15 protein-coding genes and 1 other RNA gene are annotated in these 17,821 nt (G+C 53.5%); 13 read left to right on the forward strand and 3 right to left on the reverse strand.

Annotated features, from left to right (window positions below):
* Window positions 1-98: 98 nt before the first annotated feature.
* Both menI and JTI98_RS16455 read right to left on the reverse strand, forming a co-directional pair.
* Window positions 99-509, reverse strand: a complete 411-nt coding sequence (gene menI, locus JTI98_RS16450) for a 1,4-dihydroxy-2-naphthoyl-CoA hydrolase (protein ID WP_216081541.1) — start codon at window positions 507-509, stop codon at window positions 99-101.
* Window positions 506-3,562, reverse strand: coding sequence for an FAD-binding and (Fe-S)-binding domain-containing protein (locus tag JTI98_RS16455; RefSeq protein WP_216081542.1), 3,057 nt, complete (start codon window positions 3,560-3,562; stop codon window positions 506-508). Before JTI98_RS16455 ends, menI begins: the two co-directional genes overlap by 4 nt.
* Before the next feature lie 206 nt (window positions 3,563-3,768).
* Between JTI98_RS16455 and ydiK the strand changes: the two genes are divergently transcribed.
* The 9 genes from ydiK to JTI98_RS16500 all read left to right on the forward strand — a co-directional run bounded on the left by ydiK (window position 3,769) and on the right by JTI98_RS16500 (window position 13,159).
* Window positions 3,769-4,881 (forward strand): AI-2E family transporter YdiK, encoded by a 1,113-nt coding sequence (gene ydiK / locus JTI98_RS16460; RefSeq protein ID WP_043000851.1) that lies wholly within the window; start codon window positions 3,769-3,771, stop codon window positions 4,879-4,881.
* A 186-nt stretch (window positions 4,882-5,067) separates the two neighbouring features.
* An RNA gene (rprA, locus tag JTI98_RS16465) (antisense sRNA RprA) lies at window positions 5,068-5,175 on the forward strand.
* Window positions 5,176-5,371: 196 nt separating this feature from the next.
* The gene (locus tag JTI98_RS16470; RefSeq protein ID WP_216082259.1) at window positions 5,372-5,728 is read left to right on the forward strand and encodes a YdiL family protein; all 357 of its coding nucleotides are present in this window, start codon (window positions 5,372-5,374) and stop codon (window positions 5,726-5,728) included.
* A gap of 129 nt (window positions 5,729-5,857) precedes the next feature.
* Complete coding sequence (locus tag JTI98_RS16475; protein ID WP_044328162.1) at window positions 5,858-7,081, forward strand: MFS transporter; 1,224 nt, start codon at window positions 5,858-5,860, stop codon at window positions 7,079-7,081.
* Window positions 7,082-7,327: 246 nt separating this feature from the next.
* Window positions 7,328-8,572 (forward strand): MFS transporter, encoded by a 1,245-nt coding sequence (locus JTI98_RS16480; RefSeq protein ID WP_043000853.1) that lies wholly within the window; start codon window positions 7,328-7,330, stop codon window positions 8,570-8,572.
* A 23-nt stretch (window positions 8,573-8,595) separates the two neighbouring features.
* Window positions 8,596-9,462, forward strand: a complete 867-nt coding sequence (gene ydiB / locus JTI98_RS16485) for a quinate/shikimate dehydrogenase (protein ID WP_044328161.1) — start codon at window positions 8,596-8,598, stop codon at window positions 9,460-9,462.
* 33 nt (window positions 9,463-9,495) lie between these two features.
* On the forward strand, window positions 9,496-10,254 hold the full coding sequence (gene aroD, locus JTI98_RS16490; RefSeq protein WP_216081543.1) for a type I 3-dehydroquinate dehydratase: 759 nt from the start codon (window positions 9,496-9,498) through the stop codon (window positions 10,252-10,254).
* Between the two features lie 144 nt (window positions 10,255-10,398).
* Window positions 10,399-11,994: an acyl CoA:acetate/3-ketoacid CoA transferase gene (locus JTI98_RS16495; RefSeq protein ID WP_044254768.1), complete on the forward strand. Its 1,596-nt coding sequence runs from the start codon at window positions 10,399-10,401 to the stop codon at window positions 11,992-11,994.
* 13 nt (window positions 11,995-12,007) lie between these two features.
* On the forward strand, window positions 12,008-13,159 hold the full coding sequence (locus tag JTI98_RS16500; protein WP_042319326.1) for an acyl-CoA dehydrogenase: 1,152 nt from the start codon (window positions 12,008-12,010) through the stop codon (window positions 13,157-13,159).
* A gap of 70 nt (window positions 13,160-13,229) precedes the next feature.
* On the opposite strand, the gene JTI98_RS16505 is transcribed toward JTI98_RS16500, so the two are convergent.
* Complete coding sequence (locus JTI98_RS16505) at window positions 13,230-14,120, reverse strand: AraC family transcriptional regulator (RefSeq protein WP_142765075.1); 891 nt, start codon at window positions 14,118-14,120, stop codon at window positions 13,230-13,232.
* 328 nt (window positions 14,121-14,448) lie between these two features.
* Between JTI98_RS16505 and JTI98_RS16510 the strand changes: the two genes are divergently transcribed.
* The 4 genes from JTI98_RS16510 to JTI98_RS16525 are packed head-to-tail and all read left to right on the forward strand — an operon-like array spanning window position 14,449 to window position 17,808.
* Complete coding sequence (locus tag JTI98_RS16510; protein WP_216081544.1) at window positions 14,449-15,216, forward strand: electron transfer flavoprotein; 768 nt, start codon at window positions 14,449-14,451, stop codon at window positions 15,214-15,216.
* Between the two features lie 20 nt (window positions 15,217-15,236).
* Entirely contained in the window at window positions 15,237-16,172 is a 936-nt protein-coding gene (locus tag JTI98_RS16515) for an electron transfer flavoprotein subunit alpha (protein ID WP_216081545.1), read from the forward strand.
* 56 nt (window positions 16,173-16,228) lie between these two features.
* The gene (locus tag JTI98_RS16520) at window positions 16,229-17,518 is read left to right on the forward strand and encodes an FAD-dependent oxidoreductase (protein WP_216081546.1); all 1,290 of its coding nucleotides are present in this window, start codon (window positions 16,229-16,231) and stop codon (window positions 17,516-17,518) included.
* Window positions 17,515-17,808: a ferredoxin family protein gene (locus JTI98_RS16525; RefSeq protein WP_043000861.1), complete on the forward strand. Its 294-nt coding sequence runs from the start codon at window positions 17,515-17,517 to the stop codon at window positions 17,806-17,808. Before JTI98_RS16520 ends, JTI98_RS16525 begins: the two co-directional genes overlap by 4 nt.
* Window positions 17,809-17,821: the final 13 nt, after the last annotated feature.

Raw genomic sequence — 17,821 nt, forward strand, 5'->3', positions numbered from 1 at the left:
TCATCCTCGCTTATGGTCAAAACCTGCACAGTATATCACCTTTCGCTGTGCAGATTATGACCAAAAGCAATACTGATCACACTTTTTTGGTGACAACGTCACACAACTGCCGTGGTCAGCCGCGAAGTACAGCACAGTCGCTGCTGCTCATCATAGATGTCAATCTGCCAGACCTGATGACGGGCGCCGGTATGAATCGCCTTACAGATCCCCTTCACGCGCCCTTCCCGCACAGAGCGAACATGGTTAGCGTTAACTTCCAGCCCCACCACTTTCTGCTCGCCCTGGGTGCACAGATAACCGGCAACCGAGCCGATGCTTTCTGCCAGCACGACAGAAGCGCCGCCGTGCAGCAGACCGAACGGCTGCTTCGTGCGTCCGTCGACGGGCATTGACGCTTCAAGCGTATCGTCGCCGATATGCTCAAAGCGAATATCCAGCAGGCCGACCATATTGCCTTCACCCATCGCATTGAGGGCGTCGAGGGTCACTTCACGTTTCCAGATCATCCAATAATCTCCAGTAATGCCTGTACAGGATGACGCACGCCCGTGCCTTCAACCCGTTTCACCTGGCTGCGACAGGAATATCCCGTTGCAAGGCAACGGCTACGCGGCAGCCGTTCCATCGCCTGATGCCATGACAGTTCATAAATGCCCAGCGAACTCGCATGGTTCTTCGCCTCATGACCGTAAGTACCGGCCATGCCGCAGCAGCCCACGCTCACGTTTTCCAGCTTCGCGCCAACGCGGGCAAAGATCGACGCCCATTGCGCGGGCGCGCCGGGCAGCGCGGTCACTTCGGTACAATGGCCAAAGAAATACCAGGATTCGCCGCTAACCTCGCGCGGTTCCTGCGAAGCCAGCGCGGTTGCCAGCCACTCATTGGCGAGCTGGACGTGGAAATCGCCGCGCGCGTCGCCTAACGCCAGCTTGTACTCATCGCGATAACAGAGCACCAGCGCCGGATCAACACCGACCATCGGCATCCCCAGTTTTGCCACGCGGTTCAAAAACTCAGAGGTCTTTTTGGCGGTCTTCGCAAAGCGGGTCAGGAATCCTTTAATGTGCTGCGCTTTACCGTTTGGCGAGAATGGCAACAGAACCGGCTGCATCCCCAGCTTCTCAATCAAACGGACGAAATCAGCCACCACCTGCGCATCGTAATAGCTGGTGAACGGGTCCTGCACCACCAGCACCGTATTGGCTTTCTGCACATCCGACAGCGCTTCAAGCTGTTCCAGCGTCATGTTCGCCGAACGATGCCCGACCATCTGTTGTTGCAGCGACGGCGTCGAGAGCAATGGCAGATCGACCATGCCGATATGCTTTGCGGACAGCTTGCGCACCAGCGGCTGATTAATAAAGAAGTTAAAGGTTTTCGGCGCCCGGGCCATCAACGGCGCATAGGTTTCAACCGTCGCCACCAGATGGTCACGCAGCGGACGCAGGTAGCGGGTATGGTAAAGTTGCAGGAAACGCGAACGGAATTCCGGCACATCGATTTTGATCGGACACTGCGTCGAGCACGCCTTACAGGCCAGACAGCCGGACATCGCCTCTTTTACTTCATGCGAGAAATCATACTCGCCCTTGTTGGCGTGCCAGGTGTTACGAGTACGCGCGATCAGAGAACGCAGGCTGGGTCGTTTACTTGCCAGCGCATTTTCCAGTCGCACCGGATCGACACCGCGATCCGCCAACAAACGTAACCATTCGCGCACCAGCGTCGCACGCCCTTTGGGTGAGTGGATACGATTGAGGCTGATTTTCATCGATGGGCACATCGGGCTCTTCGCATCGAAATTAAAGCACAAACCGTTACCGTTACATTCCAGCGCGCCGCGCCAGGTCTGGCGCACGTCCAGCGGAATTTGCCGGTCCCAGGTGCCGCGTTTGACCGCGTCGACTTTCATCATCGGTGCGTCGATGCCTTCAGGCGGACATATTTTCCCCGGATTCAGCCGGTTTTGCGGATCGAACGCCGCTTTAATCTTCCGCAGTTCCGCGAAAAGTTCATCACCGAAAAACGCCGGGCTGTACTCAGCGCGGAAACCTTTGCCGTGTTCCCCCCACAGCAGACCGCCATATTTTGCCGTCAGCGCCACCACTTCATCGGAGATTTGCTTCATCAGCACCTCCTGCTGTGGATCGCACATATCCAGCGCGGGACGCACATGCAGCACCCCGGCGTCAACGTGACCGAACATGCCGTAGCTCAGACCGTGACCATCAAGCAGCGCGCGGAACTCCGCGATGTAATCAGCAAGATGTTCCGGCGGCACACAAGTGTCCTCGGCAAAGGGAATCGGTTTTGCCGCCCCTTTCGCATTACCCAGCAGGCCCACCGCTTTTTTACGCATGGCATAGATACGCTCAACGCCCGCCAGTTCAGTGCATAGCTGCCAGCCAATCACGCCCGCCTCTTCGCGGGCAATCAGTTCGTCAAGCCGTTCGCACAGGGAAGCCACCTGCGCGTCGATAACCGTTTCATCATCCCCGGCGAATTCGACAATGTTCAGGCCGAGCATCTCTTTGTCCGGGACATCGGTAATCAATTCGCTCACTGAATGCCAGACGATGTCTTCACGCGCCAGGTTCAGCACTTTTGAATCAACCGTCTCCACCGACAGCGCGCGCGCGTCCACCATAAACGGCGCATTGCGCAGCGCGGAGTCAAAAGAGTCGTATTTCACGTTCACCAGTCGACGCACTTTCGGCAGCGGCGTAATGTCCAGTCGCGCTTCCGTAATGAACGCCAGCGTCCCTTCCGAGCCGGTGAGAATACGGGTCAGATCGAATTCGCTCATGTCATCGTTAAACACATGATGCAAATCGTAGCCCGTCAGGAAGCGGTTCAGTTTGGGAAATTTATCAATAATTAACTGACGGTTATCGCGGCAGCGTTCAAACACAGTGCGATAGATACGACCAATCGTGGTGTTGCTCTGACCGAGCGTTTCCGCCAGTGCGACCGGCAGCGGCTGCGTGTCGAGAATATCGCCGCCCAGCAGCACGGCCCGCACCCCCAGCACGTGATCGGATGTCTTCCCGTAGACCAGAGAACCCTGTCCGGAGGCGTCGGTATTAATCATCCCGCCCAGCGTTGCCCGGTTACTGGTGGACAGTTCCGGGGCAAAGAAATAGCCATACGGCTTCAGATACTGATTCAGTTGATCCTTGATCACCCCCGCTTCCACCCGCACCCAGCCCTCATCCGGGTTGATTTCGATGATGCGGCTCATATAGCGGGACATATCGACAATGATGCCCTGATTGAGCGCCTGTCCGTTCGTGCCGGTACCGCCGCCGCGCGGCGTGAAAATCAGCGAGGCAAAGCGCGGCAGCGCCGCCAGGCGGGCAATGAGCGCCACATCAGCCGTTGAACGAGGGAAAACCACGGCATCGGGGAGAAGTTGATAGATACTATTATCTGTCGACATTGTCAGACGATCGGCATAACTGGTTGCCGTATCGCCGGTAAATCCTTGTTGCTCCAGCTCTTGCAAAAAATTGAGCACCAGCTGAACGACGCCGGGTGCCTGAGAAATTTGTGGAATCATTATCGTGACCCTTTCCTGCGGTCTGTGTGTTGTGGGAGTTAATCGTTTGCTTATTGTTGTATCACATTTTTTTCTAATACACCCAACAGAAATACTGGCAGAATCCGCCTGTCAAAAACCGCTGAAATTGCTCATCATTATGAGACGTGTTTCGAGCGGTCGCGTCGCGTCAACGATCTGACGCACTACATAGGTGAAAAGAGTTTATGGTCAATATTCGTCAGCCCAGGGATATCGCACAAGTGCTGCTGTCGGTGCTGTTTTTAGCCATCATGATTGTGGCGTGTCTCTGGATTGTTCAACCTTTTATTCTGGGCTTTGCCTGGGCCGGGACGATCGTCATTGCGACCTGGCCCGTTCTACTGCGCCTGCAAAAATTACTCTGGGGCCGCCGTTCGCTGGCGGTTCTGGTGATGACACTTTTATTAGTACTGCTGTTTGTGATCCCGATTGCCCTGCTGGTCAACAGTATCGTTGACGGTAGCGGACCGCTGATCCACGCCGTCACGAGCGGGGATATGACGTTGCCGGACCTGGCCTGGTTGAACAGCATCCCGCTGGTCGGCGCCAAACTGTATGCCGGCTGGCATAACCTGCTGGATATGGGCGGTACGGCGATTATGGCGAAGGTTCGCCCGTACATCGGTACCACAACAACCTGGTTTGTCGGTCAGGCCGCTCACATCGGTCGTTTTATGATGCACTGCAGCCTGATGCTGTTATTCAGCGCCCTGCTGTACTGGCGTGGAGAGACGGTGGCGTTGGGTATTCGTCATTTTGCCTACCGTCTGGCGGCAAAACGCGGAGACGCAGCGATGCTGCTGGCCGCCCAGGCGATCCGCGCGGTGGCGCTGGGCGTGGTTGTCACTGCCCTGGTGCAGGCGGTGCTGGGCGGCATCGGTCTGGCCGTGTCCGGCGTACCCTATGCCACACTGCTCTCCGTGGTGATGATCCTCTCCTGTCTGGTTCAACTGGGGCCGTTACCGGTATTGATTCCGGCCATTATCTGGCTTTACTGGAGCGGTGATACGACCTGGGGTAGCGTGCTGCTGGCCTGGAGTTGCGTGGTGGGGACACTGGATAACGTGATTCGCCCGATGCTGATTCGTATGGGCGCAGACTTGCCGCTGATCCTGATCCTTTCCGGCGTTATTGGCGGCCTGATTGCGTTTGGCATGATTGGGCTATTTATCGGTCCGGTACTGCTGGCGGTGTCCTGGCGGCTATTCTCGGCGTGGGTTAACGAAGCGCCAGTGCCGACCAGCGAACCTGAAGAGATCCTCGAAGAACTGGGTGAAATCGAAAACCTTAAAAAATAGCATGATAGCAGGCGACTGCGGTCGCCTGAATGTTTAGCACAGCTAATCAATAGTGTAGCGCGATGCCTCTGTCTTTCCTGTTTCCGCTTCGTTGTCCCTGATTTGTGTCGCAAATTCTTTACAGTCTTTAAACTATTGAGACGAATCTGATCGACGCTAAAACACCCCATACCCTATTATTAGCTCACGGTTATAGATCAAGACATTGATTTATAAGTATGGAAATCCCCTGAGTGAAACAACGAATTGCTGTGTGTAGTCTTTGCCCATCTCCCACGATGGGCTTTTTTTTTTATCCTGACATTGTGGCTGTCTTACCGCACAATAATCCTTCCCTCCGCCTGTATCCCTCTTTTTTCCAGGGGAATCCCCCTTTTCACATGCCGATAACAAATAATATTGCACAAGATACTGCGACTCTCTTCACGCCGAAATCAGCCTGATAATGTTATTTATGCTTTACTGTTTTTTAATATGAGGTCATTCAATGATGAACGCTTATGAGCTACAGGCATTACGTCATGTTTTTGCAATGACCATTGAAGAGTGCGTATCGTGGATTGCGCCAGATTATAATGCCGCCGACTGGCAGAGGTGGGAAAATGGCGAATGTGAACTCCCTCCCGCCATTACTGAAACGCTGCTGGAAATGCGTAGAAAAAGAAAATTACGTATTAATGCTATTATAGAGAAGATAAACAATCGCATTGGTAATAATACCATGCGTTTCTTTTCTGATTTAACCGATTTTCGGTCGGTCTATCGTGATGGCAGTTTTCTTGACTGGAAGATTTATCAATCCGTTGCTGCCGAACTCTATGCCCACGACCTGGAACGATTGTGTTAGACCACATATTTCCTGCCACTGGCGATTCATACTAAGAAACTTCAAATATAGAGACTCATTGTACTTTTAAGGCACGGGTATTTAACCCGTACCAGGGAAAATCATTAGCTATTTCGCTGAGCAGGCATCATGAAAAATCACTATTTCCCCACTGCGATGGGGCTGTATCTCAATTACCTGGTGCACGGTATGGGAGTCATCCTGATGAGTCTCAACATGGCATCGCTCGAACAACAGTGGCAGACCAATGCCGCTGGGGTGTCTGTCGTGATCTCCTCATTAGGCATCGGGCGCTTAAGCGTGCTGTTTTGCGCCGGATTATTATCCGATCGGTTTGGCCGCCGCCCCTTCATCATTCTGGGGATGCTTTGTTATGTGACGTTCTTTTTCGGTATTCTGACGACCCATAATATCATCATCGCTTATGCGTTCGGCGTCCTCGCGGGCATGGCGAACAGTTTCCTGGACGCCGGGACCTATCCCAGCCTGATGGAAGCCTTTCCCTCTTCGCCGAGCACCGCCAACATTCTGATTAAGGCGTTTGTCTCTGGCGGACAGTTTTTACTACCCATCATCATTAGTCTGCTCGTCTGGGCAGAACTGTGGTTTGGCTGGTCATTTATCGTTGCCGCCGCCATCATGCTGGTTAACGGTCTGTTTTTACTGCGCTGCGCCTTTCCACCGCATCCTGGACGCCGCCTCGCGCCGGTCGCACCGACACACGAACCGCGCCAGCGCCCGGCTGAAAGACATCGCTGCGCATTTATCGACCTTGCCAGCTATACGCTGTACGGCTACATCTCGATGGCGACGTTTTATCTCATCAGCCAGTGGCTGGCGCAGTATGGTCAGTTTGTCGCCGGGATGTCGTATACCCTGTCGATCAAACTGCTGAGTATCTACACCTGCGGTTCGCTGCTTTGCGTTTTGATTACCGCCCCGCTGGTGCGCAAAACGGTGCGTTCAACCACCTTGCTGATGCTGTACACATTTGTTTCGTTTGTCGCACTGTTGACGGTGTGCCTGCATCCCACGATGTATGTCGTGATCGTCTTTGCCTTTGTGATCGGCTTTTCGTCAGCCGGGGGCGTAGTACAAATCGGTCTTACCCTGATGGCCGCCCGCTTTCCGTATGCCAAAGGGAAAGCCACCGGCATTTATTACAGTGCGGGCAGCATTGCTACCTTTACGATCCCGCTGGTCACGGCCCATCTCTCACAAAGGAGCATCGCCGATATTATGTGGTTCGATACCGGTATTGCCGCCGTGGGGTTCTTGTTGGCGCTATTTATTGGCTACCGCAGCCGTCTCGAAACGAAACGTCAATTGATGATGTCACCGGTGGCGGAATAAGGCTGAATCCGCCGAATGCAATATTCTTATCACTGACTGCAATATAGTTTGTTTAACGCCGTCATTAACAATTAAACGTCGCAGGATACGTGGGTTTTCACACTTTCGTCTGCAATATACCTGGTAACGAAAACGTCATGTTATGTAGTTCATGTCGTTTCACCATCGTATATTAATAAAAAATCGCCGGATATAAAAACGCTGGCGAAAGCAGAATTAAATTAACCGGCAAGGAGCTTTGAAAAAATGTCACAGAATAAGGCTTTCAGCACGCCATTTTTCCTGGCGGTCATCTGTATTTATCTCAGCTATTTTCTCCACGGTATTAGCGTCATTACGCTGGCGCAAAATATGACCTCACTCGCCGCGAAGTTTTCTACCGACAGCGCAGGGATCGCCTATTTAATTTCCGGCATCGGACTTGGTCGTCTGGTGAGTATTCTGTTTTTTGGCGTCCTGTCGGATAAATTCGGTCGTCGGGCGATCATTTTGTTGGGTGCCGCGTTATATATTCTCTTTTTCTTCGGCATCCCTGCCAGTCCTAACCTGATGGTGGCCTTTGTCCTCGCCGTCTGCGTTGGCGTGGCCAACTCTGCGCTTGATACCGGAGGCTACCCGGCACTGATGGAATGTTTCCCGAAAGCGTCAGGTTCCGCGGTGATCCTCGTCAAAGCAATGGTCTCCTTCGGACAGATGCTCTATCCGATGCTGGTCGGCTATATGCTGCTCAACAACATCTGGTACGGCTATGGCGTGATCATTCCTGGCATTCTGTTTGTACTGATCACCCTGATGTTACTGCGCAGTCAATTCCCCGGCCAGTTGGTGGATGCCAGCGTCGCTAAAGAGTTACCGCAGATGAACAGCAAACCGCTGGTCTGGCTGGAAGGAGTGGCTTCCGTCATGTTTGGCGTGGCGGCGTTTTCCACCTTTTACGTTATCGTGGTCTGGATGCCGAAATACGCCATGGCCTTCGCCGGAATGGAAGAAGCGGATGCGCTGAAAACCATCACGTATTACAGCCTGGGTTCGCTGGTCTGCGTCTTTATCTTTGCCGCACTGCTGAAAAAAATGGTTCGCCCCATCTGGGCTAACGTCTTTAATGCCGGACTGGCCACCGTTACCGCGGCCGTCATTTATCTCTGGCCGTCACCGCTGGTGTGTAACGCGGGCGCGTTTGTGATTGGCTTCTCTGCCGCGGGCGGGATTTTACAACTGGGCGTGTCGGTGATGTCGGAATTCTTTCCGAAGAGCAAAGCCAAAGTCACCAGCGTTTATATGATGATGGGCGGCCTCGCGAATTTTGTTATTCCGCTGATTACCGGTTACCTCTCCACCATCGGCCTGCAATACATCATTTTACTGGATTTCGCTTTTGCCCTGCTGGCCTTTATCACCGGCATTATCGTTTTTGTTCGCTATTACCGGGTCTTTAATATTCCACAAAACGATATCCGTCTGGGCGAACGTTATTTCTCAACAAAAAGTTAAGCGACAATTTAAGGAGTCATGTTATGGATGTAACCGCGAAATATGAACTGATCGGCTTAATGGCTTATCCCATCAGACACAGTTTGTCGCCTGAAATGCAAAATAAGGCGCTGGAGAAAGCCGGATTGCCGTTTACCTATATGGCCTTTGAGGTCGACAACAGCACCTTCGCTGGCGCTATCGAGGGGCTGAAAGCGTTAAAAATGCGCGGGACCGGCGTATCGATGCCCAATAAACAGCTGGCCTGTGAATTTGTTGATGAACTGACCCCGGCGGCGAAACTGGTTGGCGCGATTAATACCATCGTCAATGATGACGGCTACCTACGTGGTTACAATACTGACGGCACCGGTCACATTCGCGCAATTAAAGAGAGTGGTTTCGATATCAAGGGTAAAACCATGGTATTACTGGGTGCGGGTGGCGCCTCCACGGCCATTGGTGCGCAGGCAGCCATTGAGGGGATCAAAGCGATTAAACTCTTTAACCGCAATGATGAATTTTTCCAGAAAGCGCTGGACTTCGCTAAGCGGGTGAATGAAAACACCGACTGCGTGGTGACGGTGACAGACCTTGCTGACCAGCAGGCCTTCGCTGACGCGCTGGCGACAGCGGATATCCTGACCAATGGCACTAAAGTCGGCATGAAGCCGCTGGAAAATGAATCGATTGTCAGTGACGTGAGCCTGCTACGTCCGGAACTGCTGGTTACCGAATGCGTTTACAACCCGCATATGACGAAGTTATTGCAACAAGCGCAACAGGCCGGTTGCAAAACAATCGATGGTTACGGCATGTTGTTGTGGCAAGGCGCTGAACAGTTCAAACTGTGGACCGGCAAAGATTTTCCGCTGGAATACGTAAAACAGGTGATGGGGTTTGCGGCCTGACGGCCAGGAACTAAGACTGATAAAAGGTATTAAATGAAAACCGTAACCGTAAAAAACCTCGTGATTGGCGAAGGGGCTCCAAAAATAATCGTCTCGCTGATGGGCAAAGATATCGCCAGCGTCCGCGCAGAAGCGCAGGCCTATCGCGACGCGGATTTCGACATTCTGGAATGGCGCGTTGACCATTTCGCCGATGTCGCCTCTGCCGATGCCGTCCTGGAGGCTGTCCGCGCGATCCGCACTGAACTGCCCCAGACACCCCTGCTGTTTACGTTCCGTAGTGCGAAGGAAGGGGGTGAACAGGCCATTTCAACCGACACCTATCTCGCGCTGAATCGCGCGGCGGTCGATAGCGGCCTGGTGGATATGATCGATCTCGAACTGTTTACCGGAGATGAGCAGGTCAAGGCGACGGTAGACTACGCGCACAGCAAAAACGTCAGCGTGATCATGTCCAACCATGATTTCCACAAGACGCCAGCAGAAGAAGAGATCGTTGCACGGCTGCGCAAAATGCAGGAACTGGGTGCCGATATTCCGAAGATCGCCCTGATGCCGCAGAACCACAGCGATGTTCTGACGCTGCTTTCCGCTACGCTGAAAATGCAGGAACAGTACGCTGACCGTCCGGTGATCACCATGTCGATGTCCAAAACCGGTGTGATTTCACGGCTGGCCGGTGAAGTCTTCGGCTCCGCGGCGACCTTTGGCGCGGTTAAAAAGGCTTCGGCACCGGGACAAATATCCGTTAGCGATCTGCGTACGGTATTAACGATATTACATCAGGCGTAATAAACGAAATAAAGGCGGGACAGATTCTCTCCCGCCATTAAATATATATTTTATTCCACAGTGAATATTCCACATGAATATTCAGCGGAGGCCTGCGCCTGAACACAGCGGCGTAGGGCTTCTGCCGGGTATCCAGGAGTTTATATGAAACCTGAAAGACCACCACGCGTTAATGGTCGCGTGCCTGTGCTCTCGGCCCAGGACGCGGTAAATTATATTAAAGATGAAGATGTACTGTGTATATTAGGCGCAGGCGGCGGTATTCTGGAAGCCACCACCTTAATTACCGCTTTAGCCGATAAATATAAGCAAACGCAAACGCCACGGAATTTATCGATTATCAGCCCGACGGGTCTGGGCGATCGCGCCGATCGCGGAATCAGCCCGCTGGCCCAGGAAGGCCTGGTGAAATGGGCTCTGTGCGGGCACTGGGGGCAGTCGCCGCGTATTTCGGATTTAGCGGAACAAAATAAGATTGTCGCCTATAACTATCCGCAAGGGGTGCTGACTCAGGCTCTGCGTGCGTCTGCCGCCCACCAGCCGGGGATCCTCAGCGATATCGGGATTGGCACCTTCGTCGACCCGCGCCAACAGGGGGGCAAGCTCAATGAGGTCACCAAAGAAGACCTCATCAAACTGGTGGAGATTGATAACAAAGAATATCTCTACTACAAAGCGATTGCGCCTACCGTCGCGTTTATCCGCGCCACCACCTGCGACAGCGAAGGCTATGCCTCGTTTGAAGATGAGGTGATGTACCTCGACGCGCTGGTGCTGGCTCAGGCGGTGCACAACCACGGTGGCATCGTGATGATGCAGGTGCAGAAAATGGTCAAGAAAGCCACGCTGCATCCTAAATCCGTACGTATCCCCGGCTATCTGGTGGATATCGTGGTGGTCGACCCTGACCAGACGCAACTGTACGGCGGCGCGCCGGTGAACCGGTTTATCTCGGGCGATTTCACCCTCGACGACAGCACCCAGCTCTCCCTGCCCCTCAACCAACGCAAACTGGTCGCCCGTCGCGCCTTATTTGAAATGCGTAAAGGTGCGGTTGGTAACGTTGGCGTCGGCATCGCGGATGGCATTGGACTGGTGGCCCGTGAGGAAGGCTGTGCAGATGACTTTGTACTGACCGTTGAAACTGGCCCTGTGGGTGGGATCACCTCCCAGGGTGTCGCTTTTGGCGCAAACGTCAACACTCGCGCCATTCTTGATATGACCTCACAGTTTGACTTCTACCATGGCGGTGGGCTGGACGTCTGCTATCTGAGCTTTGCGGAAGTTGACCGCCACGGCAACGTCGGGGTGCACAAATTCAACGGCAAAATCATGGGGACTGGCGGCTTTATCGATATCAGCGCGACCTCAAAGAAAATTGTTTTCTGCGGCACGCTAACCGCCGGCAGTCTGAAAACAGAAGTGGCCGACGGTAAATTAACCATCGTCCAGGAAGGCCGGGTGAATAAATTCATCAGCGAACTGCCGGAAATCACCTTTAGCGGAAAAATCGCCCTTGAGCGCGGTCTGGACGTGCGCTACATCACCGAACGCGCGGTATTTACGCTAAAAGAGGACGGTCTGCATCTTATTGAAATTGCCCCGGGAGTGGATCTGGAGCGCGATATTCTGGCGAAAATGGATTTCGCACCGGTTATTTCACCAGACCTGAAACTGATGGATGAAAGATTATTTATCGACGCCACCATGGGTTTTGAACTGCCGGAAGCGGCGAATTAAAAGGAGTATGATGATGGACTTTTCTTTAACCGAAGAGCAAGAGCTGCTGCTTGCCAGTATCCGGGAACTGATCACCAGCAATTTTCCGGAAGAGTATTTCCGCACCTGCGACCAGACGGCGACCTACCCCAGAGAATTTATGCGTGCGCTGGCGGATAACGGGATTTCCATGCTGGGTGTACCGGAAGAGTTCGGCGGTATTCCGGCAGACTATGTCACCCAAATGCTGGCCCTGATGGAAGTGTCAAAATGCGGCGCCCCGGCCTTTCTGATCACCAACGGGCAGTGTATTCACAGCATGCGCCGTTTCGGCTCGCCAGAACAACTGCGGAAAACGGCGGAAAGCACGCTGGAGACCGGCGATCCGGCCTATGCCCTGGCGTTAACCGAGCCAGGTGCGGGTTCTGACAACAACAGCGCCACCACCAGCTACACGCGCAAAGACGGCAAGGTGTACCTGAACGGCCAGAAGACGTTTATTACCGGCGCCAAAGAGTACCCATACATGCTGGTACTGGCGCGCGATCCCGAGCCAAAAGATCCGAAGAAAGCCTTTACCCTCTGGTGGGTGGAGTCCAACAAGCCTGGGATCAAAATCAATCCGCTGCACAAAATCGGCTGGCATATGCTCAGCACCTGCGAAGTCTATCTCGACAACGTTGAGGTAGATGAAAGCGACATGGTGGGCGAAGAAGGCATGGGCTTTCTCAACGTGATGTATAACTTTGAGATGGAACGTCTGATCAACGCTGCGCGCAGTACCGGCTTCGCCGAATGCGCCTTTGAGGATGCCGCGCGTTATGCCAACCAGCGCATTGCGTTTGGCAAACCGATTGGACACAACCAGATGATCCAGGAAAAGCTGGCGCTGATGGCAATCAAAGTCGACAACATGCGCAATATGGTGCTGAAGGTGGCATGGCAGGCCGATCAGGAGCAATCACTGCGTACCAGCGCCGCGCTGGCGAAACTGTATTGCGCCCGCACCGCGATGGAAGTGATTGACGATGCAATTCAGATTATGGGCGGACTGGGTTATACCGACGAAGCGCGTGTTTCACGATTCTGGCGCGATGTCCGTTGTGAACGGATTGGCGGCGGGACGGATGAGATCATGATTTATGTCGCAGGTCGGCAGATCCTGAAGGATTATCAGAACAAGTAAGCGGCAGGCCGGATACGGTACTTGCATCGTATCCGGCCATTCATACGCTTACCGATGATGACACATAAACTCAGACGTCGGACAACAGGCAGGCCTGCTCTGTCAGGCTGTTTTTAAACTGTTTACGATAATCGCCTGGCGAACAGCCGACGTGGCGCAAAAACAGCTTCGCGAAGTGGTCGACATTTTCATACCCGACACGCCAGGAAATTTCGGCCTGTGAAGAATCAGTATTGGTTAAGGCAAATTTCGCTTCGGTCATCCGCCGCTGAATCACATAATTAATCGGTGAAATATGGTACTCGCGGGTGAATTCGTGACAAATATAGCTGACGCTGGCACGAAATTTTTTTGATAACTGCTCAAGCGTAATTTTCTCCCGATAATTATTATTGAGATAGACCAGAATATCTTTAATCAGAACATCTTTTTTAATATGTCCTTGTTCCGAACGATATGCATTTTTAAAGTTCTCAAAGAAGAGCACCGTCAACGCATAGGCAAAAGCATCGCAGACGGACGACGTCAGGCCATTTTTACTTTGCGGCAGCATCACCCCGAGCTCATTAAAAATACTTTTGATCACTTCTTTTCCCTGGCCGACGGCAACCACCGGACAGGAATGCGATTGTAGCAGTTGGTTTTCCTCCCAGCCCTGAAAGCGAAAGCCATACAGCGCACAGGTGTAGGTGGTGGCTGGCGCGTTCACATCCGATGTCACGGCATGTAACCGCCCCCGCTCCACCACGACAATATCATCTTCGTGAGCCACATAAAGGGAAGAGTCGATCGTTAATCTGACGATGCCTTTTTTGACATAAATGAGCTCGGTCTCATTGTCATGAACATGATGACCGGACTCCCAACGGGGATCATCACTAATGACAAATCGGGAAAATCGCGGGGTTTTGCCCTGGTCAAAAAGGCTTTCCATGGCATTATCAAAGCAGCGTTGATACATGACAACCTCCACAAGCAGAAATTTATCCTGAACAATATAATGAGGATAAAATAAAGCGAGTATGGCGGTTATACAACTGTATTTAGTAAAGGCAAAACAAGATTATTTCCCTCACCTGCAAGATAATATGTTTAATTCTCTCAAATGATTTTCTACTCATTTCTTTTGTACGAGCGATCCCACTTTTTTTGCAAGATACCTGGTAACGAAAACAGATTGCTCCGTCGATAAAAAGCCGCCGTCTGTCGCACACTATTTCCAGTCAATTTTCACTTTCCACCGGGGTGGCCTGATTGTCACTGTCGGTATGCGACTCACAGGAGATGCCATGAAAATAATAACCTGCTTTAAGCTGGTGCCTGAAGAACAGGACATTGTTGTTACGCCCGAGCAAGCGCTGAGCTTTGACAATGCGGACGCCAAAATCAGTCAGTTCGATCTCAACGCCATTGAGGCCGCAACGCAGTTGGCCACCGAGGCAGAGGATGAGATCGCGGCACTGACGGTGGGCGGCTTATTATTGCAAAACTCGAAAGTGCGTAAGGATGTGCTCTCCCGCGGGCCACATGCACTGTATCTGATGCAGGATGCACAGCTGGAACACGCGCTGCCAAAAGACACAGCGAAGGCCATTGCCGCCACGGTGGAAAAAATCGGATTCGATCTGCTCCTGTTTGGCGAAGGGTCTGGCGACCTTTATGCACAACAGGTTGGTCTACTGGTCGGTGAGATCCTGCAACTGCCAACCCTTAACGCCGTCAGCAGCCTCCAGCGTCAGGGCGATAAGCTGCTTGTAGAGCGTACGCTGGAAGAGGACGTTGAGGTGATAGAACTGTCACTTCCGGCCGTTATCTGCGTGACATCGGATATTAACGTGCCACGCATCCCCTCAATGAAAGCCATTCTTGGCGCCGGGAAAAAGCCCGTACACACATGGCAGGCAAGCGATATCGGCTGGAGTCAGGGCGAGTTGCGAGCAGAACTGGTTGCCATTACTGTACCGCCACAAACGGCGCGTAAGCACATCATTCTGGATAACGATTCGCCGGAAGCCATCGCCGAACTGGCTGAACACCTGAAAAAAGCCCTGAACTGAGCCCAACGGAGAACACAATCATGAGTCAATTAACCCACGTCTGGGTATTTAGCGATAACGTTGAACGCTACGCAGAGCTGATGGCTGGCGCACGTCAGTGGGGTCAACAGGTCTATGCCATTGTTCAGGGTTCTGAGCAGGCGGCGCAGGTTAAGCCGCTCGGTGCTGACGGCATCATCGTACTGGATAAACCCTCCGACCTGCAGCGAATCGAAAATTACGCCGAAACGCTGGCCGCGCAAATCCGGGAAAAAGGCGACGGTCTGCTGCTGATGGCAGCAACCAAGCGCGGCAAAGCGCTGGGCGCGCGTCTGAGTATTCAGCTGAATGCGGCCATGGTTAACGATGCAACGGCAGTGAGCGTTGAAGAGAACGCGCTGTTTGCCGAGCATCGTATGTATGGCGGCCTGGCGTTTGGCAAAGAAAAACTGAACAGTCCGCTGGCCATTATCACTCTCGCCCCTGGCGTACTGGAGCCGATTGAGGCGGATCCCACGCATGACTGCCCGGTGGTTACCGCCGAGTGGGTGGCCCCGCGCCAGGAGATCTTGTGTCAGGAACGTCGCGCCAAATCGCTCAGCAGCGTTGATTTAAGCAAAGCAAAACGTGTGGTAGGCGTCGGTCGCGGCCTGGCGGCGCAAAACGACCTGAACATGGTGCGCGAACTGGCCGCCGTACTCGGCGCGGAAGTGGGCTGTTCACGCCCTATCGCCGAAGGGGAAAACTGGATGGAGCGCGAGCGTTACATCGGCGTTTCCGGCGTACTGCTGAAGTCCGAACTGTATCTGACGCTGGGTATTTCCGGACAGATCCAGCATATGGTGGGCGGCAATGGCGCGAAAGTGATTGTCGCCGTGAACAAAGATAAAAACGCGCCAATCTTTAACTATGCCGATTACGGACTGGTGGGCGACATCTACAAAGTGGTCCCTGCCCTGATCGCGCAGTTGCGCTAATTCTCACCTTGACCCACATCTCCCGCTGTGCAAACGGCGGGAAGGGAGCTTTAAGCATGTCGGATGAAAAATTTGATGCCATCGTCGTCGGTGCTGGCGTAGCGGGCACGGTGGCGGCGTACATCATGGCAAAAGCCGGACTCGATGTTCTGGTCGTCGAGCGCGGTAACAGCGCGGGCAGTAAAAATATGACCGGGGGGCGCCTCTACGCCCATGTGATTGAGCGGATTATGCCCGGATTTGGCGAGAAGGCGCCCGTTGAACGCAAAGTCACCCGCGAGAAAATCTCGTTTATGACGGAAGAAAGCGCGATCACGCTGGATTACCATCGCGAACAGCCGGATGTACCGGCTCAGGCATCGTACAGCGTGTTGCGCAACCGTCTCGACCCGTGGCTGATGGAGCAAGCCGAAGCGGCTGGCGCACAATTTATCCCCGGCGTGCGCGTGGATGCGCTGATTCGTGAAGGCAACCAGGTCACAGGCGTACAGGCTGGCGACGATATTCTCGAAGCCAACGTGGTGATCCTCGCCGATGGCGTCAATTCAATGCTGGGCCGTTCACTGGGCATGGTTCCGGCCTCATCGGCGCACCATTACGCCGTCGGTGTGAAAGAGTTGATTGGCCTCTCCCCGGAGCAAATCAACGACCGTTTTAATCTGTCCGGAAATGAAGGCGCAGCCTGGCTGTTCGCCGGTTCGCCATCAAACGGCCTGATGGGCGGCGGGTTCCTCTATACCAATCGTGACTCCATTTCCCTCGGTCTGGTATGCGGGCTGGGCGACATGGCCCATGCGCAGAAAAGCGTGCCGCAGATGCTGGAAGATTTTAAACAGCACCCAGCCGTTCGTCCGTTGATTCAGGGCGGCAAATTGCTGGAGTACTCGGCACATATGGTGCCAGAAGGCGGACTGGCGATGGTGCCGGAGCTGGTAGGCGACGGTGTGATGATTGTCGGTGACGCTGCGGGCTTTTGTCTGAACCTCGGTTTTACGGTACGCGGAATGGATTTAGCCATCGCCTCTGCCGAAGCGGCGGCACACGCCGCGATTGGGGCCAAAGAGCGCAAGGACTTCTCTGCCCGCACGCTTGCGCAATACAAACACGAGCTGGAGAAAGGGTGCGTTATGCGTGATATGCAGCATTTCCGTAAGATCCCGGCGCTGATGGAGAATCCGCGCCTGTTCACCCAGTACCCGCGAATGGTGGCGGACATCATGAATGACATATTCACCATTGATGGCAGCCCGAATCAGCCGATGCGCAAAATGATCCTGTCACATGCAAAACAGATCGGGCTGATGAATCTGCTCAAAGATGGCATTAAGGGAGTCACGGCGCTATGAGCCAGGAAAATCGCGTTAACGTCGACGTCAAACTGGGCGTCAATAAATTCCATGTTGATGAGGGCCATCCGCACATCATTCTGGCGGCGAACCCGGACAGCAAAGAGTTTCAAAAATTGCTGAATGCCTGCCCTGCCGGACTCTATAAGCAGGATGAGGCAGGTACGATTCACTTTGATTCCGCGGGCTGTCTGGAGTGCGGAACCTGCCGGGTGCTGTGTGGTGAGACGATCCTCGAAAAATGGGAGTACCCCGCAGGCACGTTTGGCGTGGATTTCCGCTACGGCTGAAACGACGGATGGG

The sequence above is a fragment of the Citrobacter sp. MGH 55 genome, assembly GCF_016906145.1.
GTDB classification, from domain to species: Bacteria; Pseudomonadota; Gammaproteobacteria; order Enterobacterales; family Enterobacteriaceae; genus Citrobacter_A; species Citrobacter_A amalonaticus.

Excerpts from the sequence above, each read along its gene's own strand:
- menI (WP_216081541.1), bottom strand. The coding sequence starts at position 509 with ATGATCTGGAAACGTGAAGTGACCCTCGACGCCCTCAATGCGATGGGT.
- JTI98_RS16455 (WP_216081542.1), bottom strand. The coding sequence starts at position 3,562 with ATGATTCCACAAATTTCTCAGGCACCCGGCGTCGTTCAGCTGGTGCTC.
- ydiK (WP_043000851.1), top strand. The coding sequence starts at position 3,769 with ATGGTCAATATTCGTCAGCCCAGGGATATCGCACAAGTGCTGCTGTCG.
- JTI98_RS16470 (WP_216082259.1), top strand. The coding sequence starts at position 5,372 with ATGAACGCTTATGAGCTACAGGCATTACGTCATGTTTTTGCAATGACC.
- JTI98_RS16475 (WP_044328162.1), top strand. The coding sequence starts at position 5,858 with ATGAAAAATCACTATTTCCCCACTGCGATGGGGCTGTATCTCAATTAC.
- JTI98_RS16480 (WP_043000853.1), top strand. The coding sequence starts at position 7,328 with ATGTCACAGAATAAGGCTTTCAGCACGCCATTTTTCCTGGCGGTCATC.
- ydiB (WP_044328161.1), top strand. The coding sequence starts at position 8,596 with ATGGATGTAACCGCGAAATATGAACTGATCGGCTTAATGGCTTATCCC.
- aroD (WP_216081543.1), top strand. The coding sequence starts at position 9,496 with ATGAAAACCGTAACCGTAAAAAACCTCGTGATTGGCGAAGGGGCTCCA.
- JTI98_RS16495 (WP_044254768.1), top strand. The coding sequence starts at position 10,399 with ATGAAACCTGAAAGACCACCACGCGTTAATGGTCGCGTGCCTGTGCTC.
- JTI98_RS16500 (WP_042319326.1), top strand. The coding sequence starts at position 12,008 with ATGGACTTTTCTTTAACCGAAGAGCAAGAGCTGCTGCTTGCCAGTATC.
- JTI98_RS16505 (WP_142765075.1), bottom strand. The coding sequence starts at position 14,120 with ATGTATCAACGCTGCTTTGATAATGCCATGGAAAGCCTTTTTGACCAG.
- JTI98_RS16510 (WP_216081544.1), top strand. The coding sequence starts at position 14,449 with ATGAAAATAATAACCTGCTTTAAGCTGGTGCCTGAAGAACAGGACATT.
- JTI98_RS16515 (WP_216081545.1), top strand. The coding sequence starts at position 15,237 with ATGAGTCAATTAACCCACGTCTGGGTATTTAGCGATAACGTTGAACGC.
- JTI98_RS16520 (WP_216081546.1), top strand. The coding sequence starts at position 16,229 with ATGTCGGATGAAAAATTTGATGCCATCGTCGTCGGTGCTGGCGTAGCG.
- JTI98_RS16525 (WP_043000861.1), top strand. The coding sequence starts at position 17,515 with ATGAGCCAGGAAAATCGCGTTAACGTCGACGTCAAACTGGGCGTCAAT.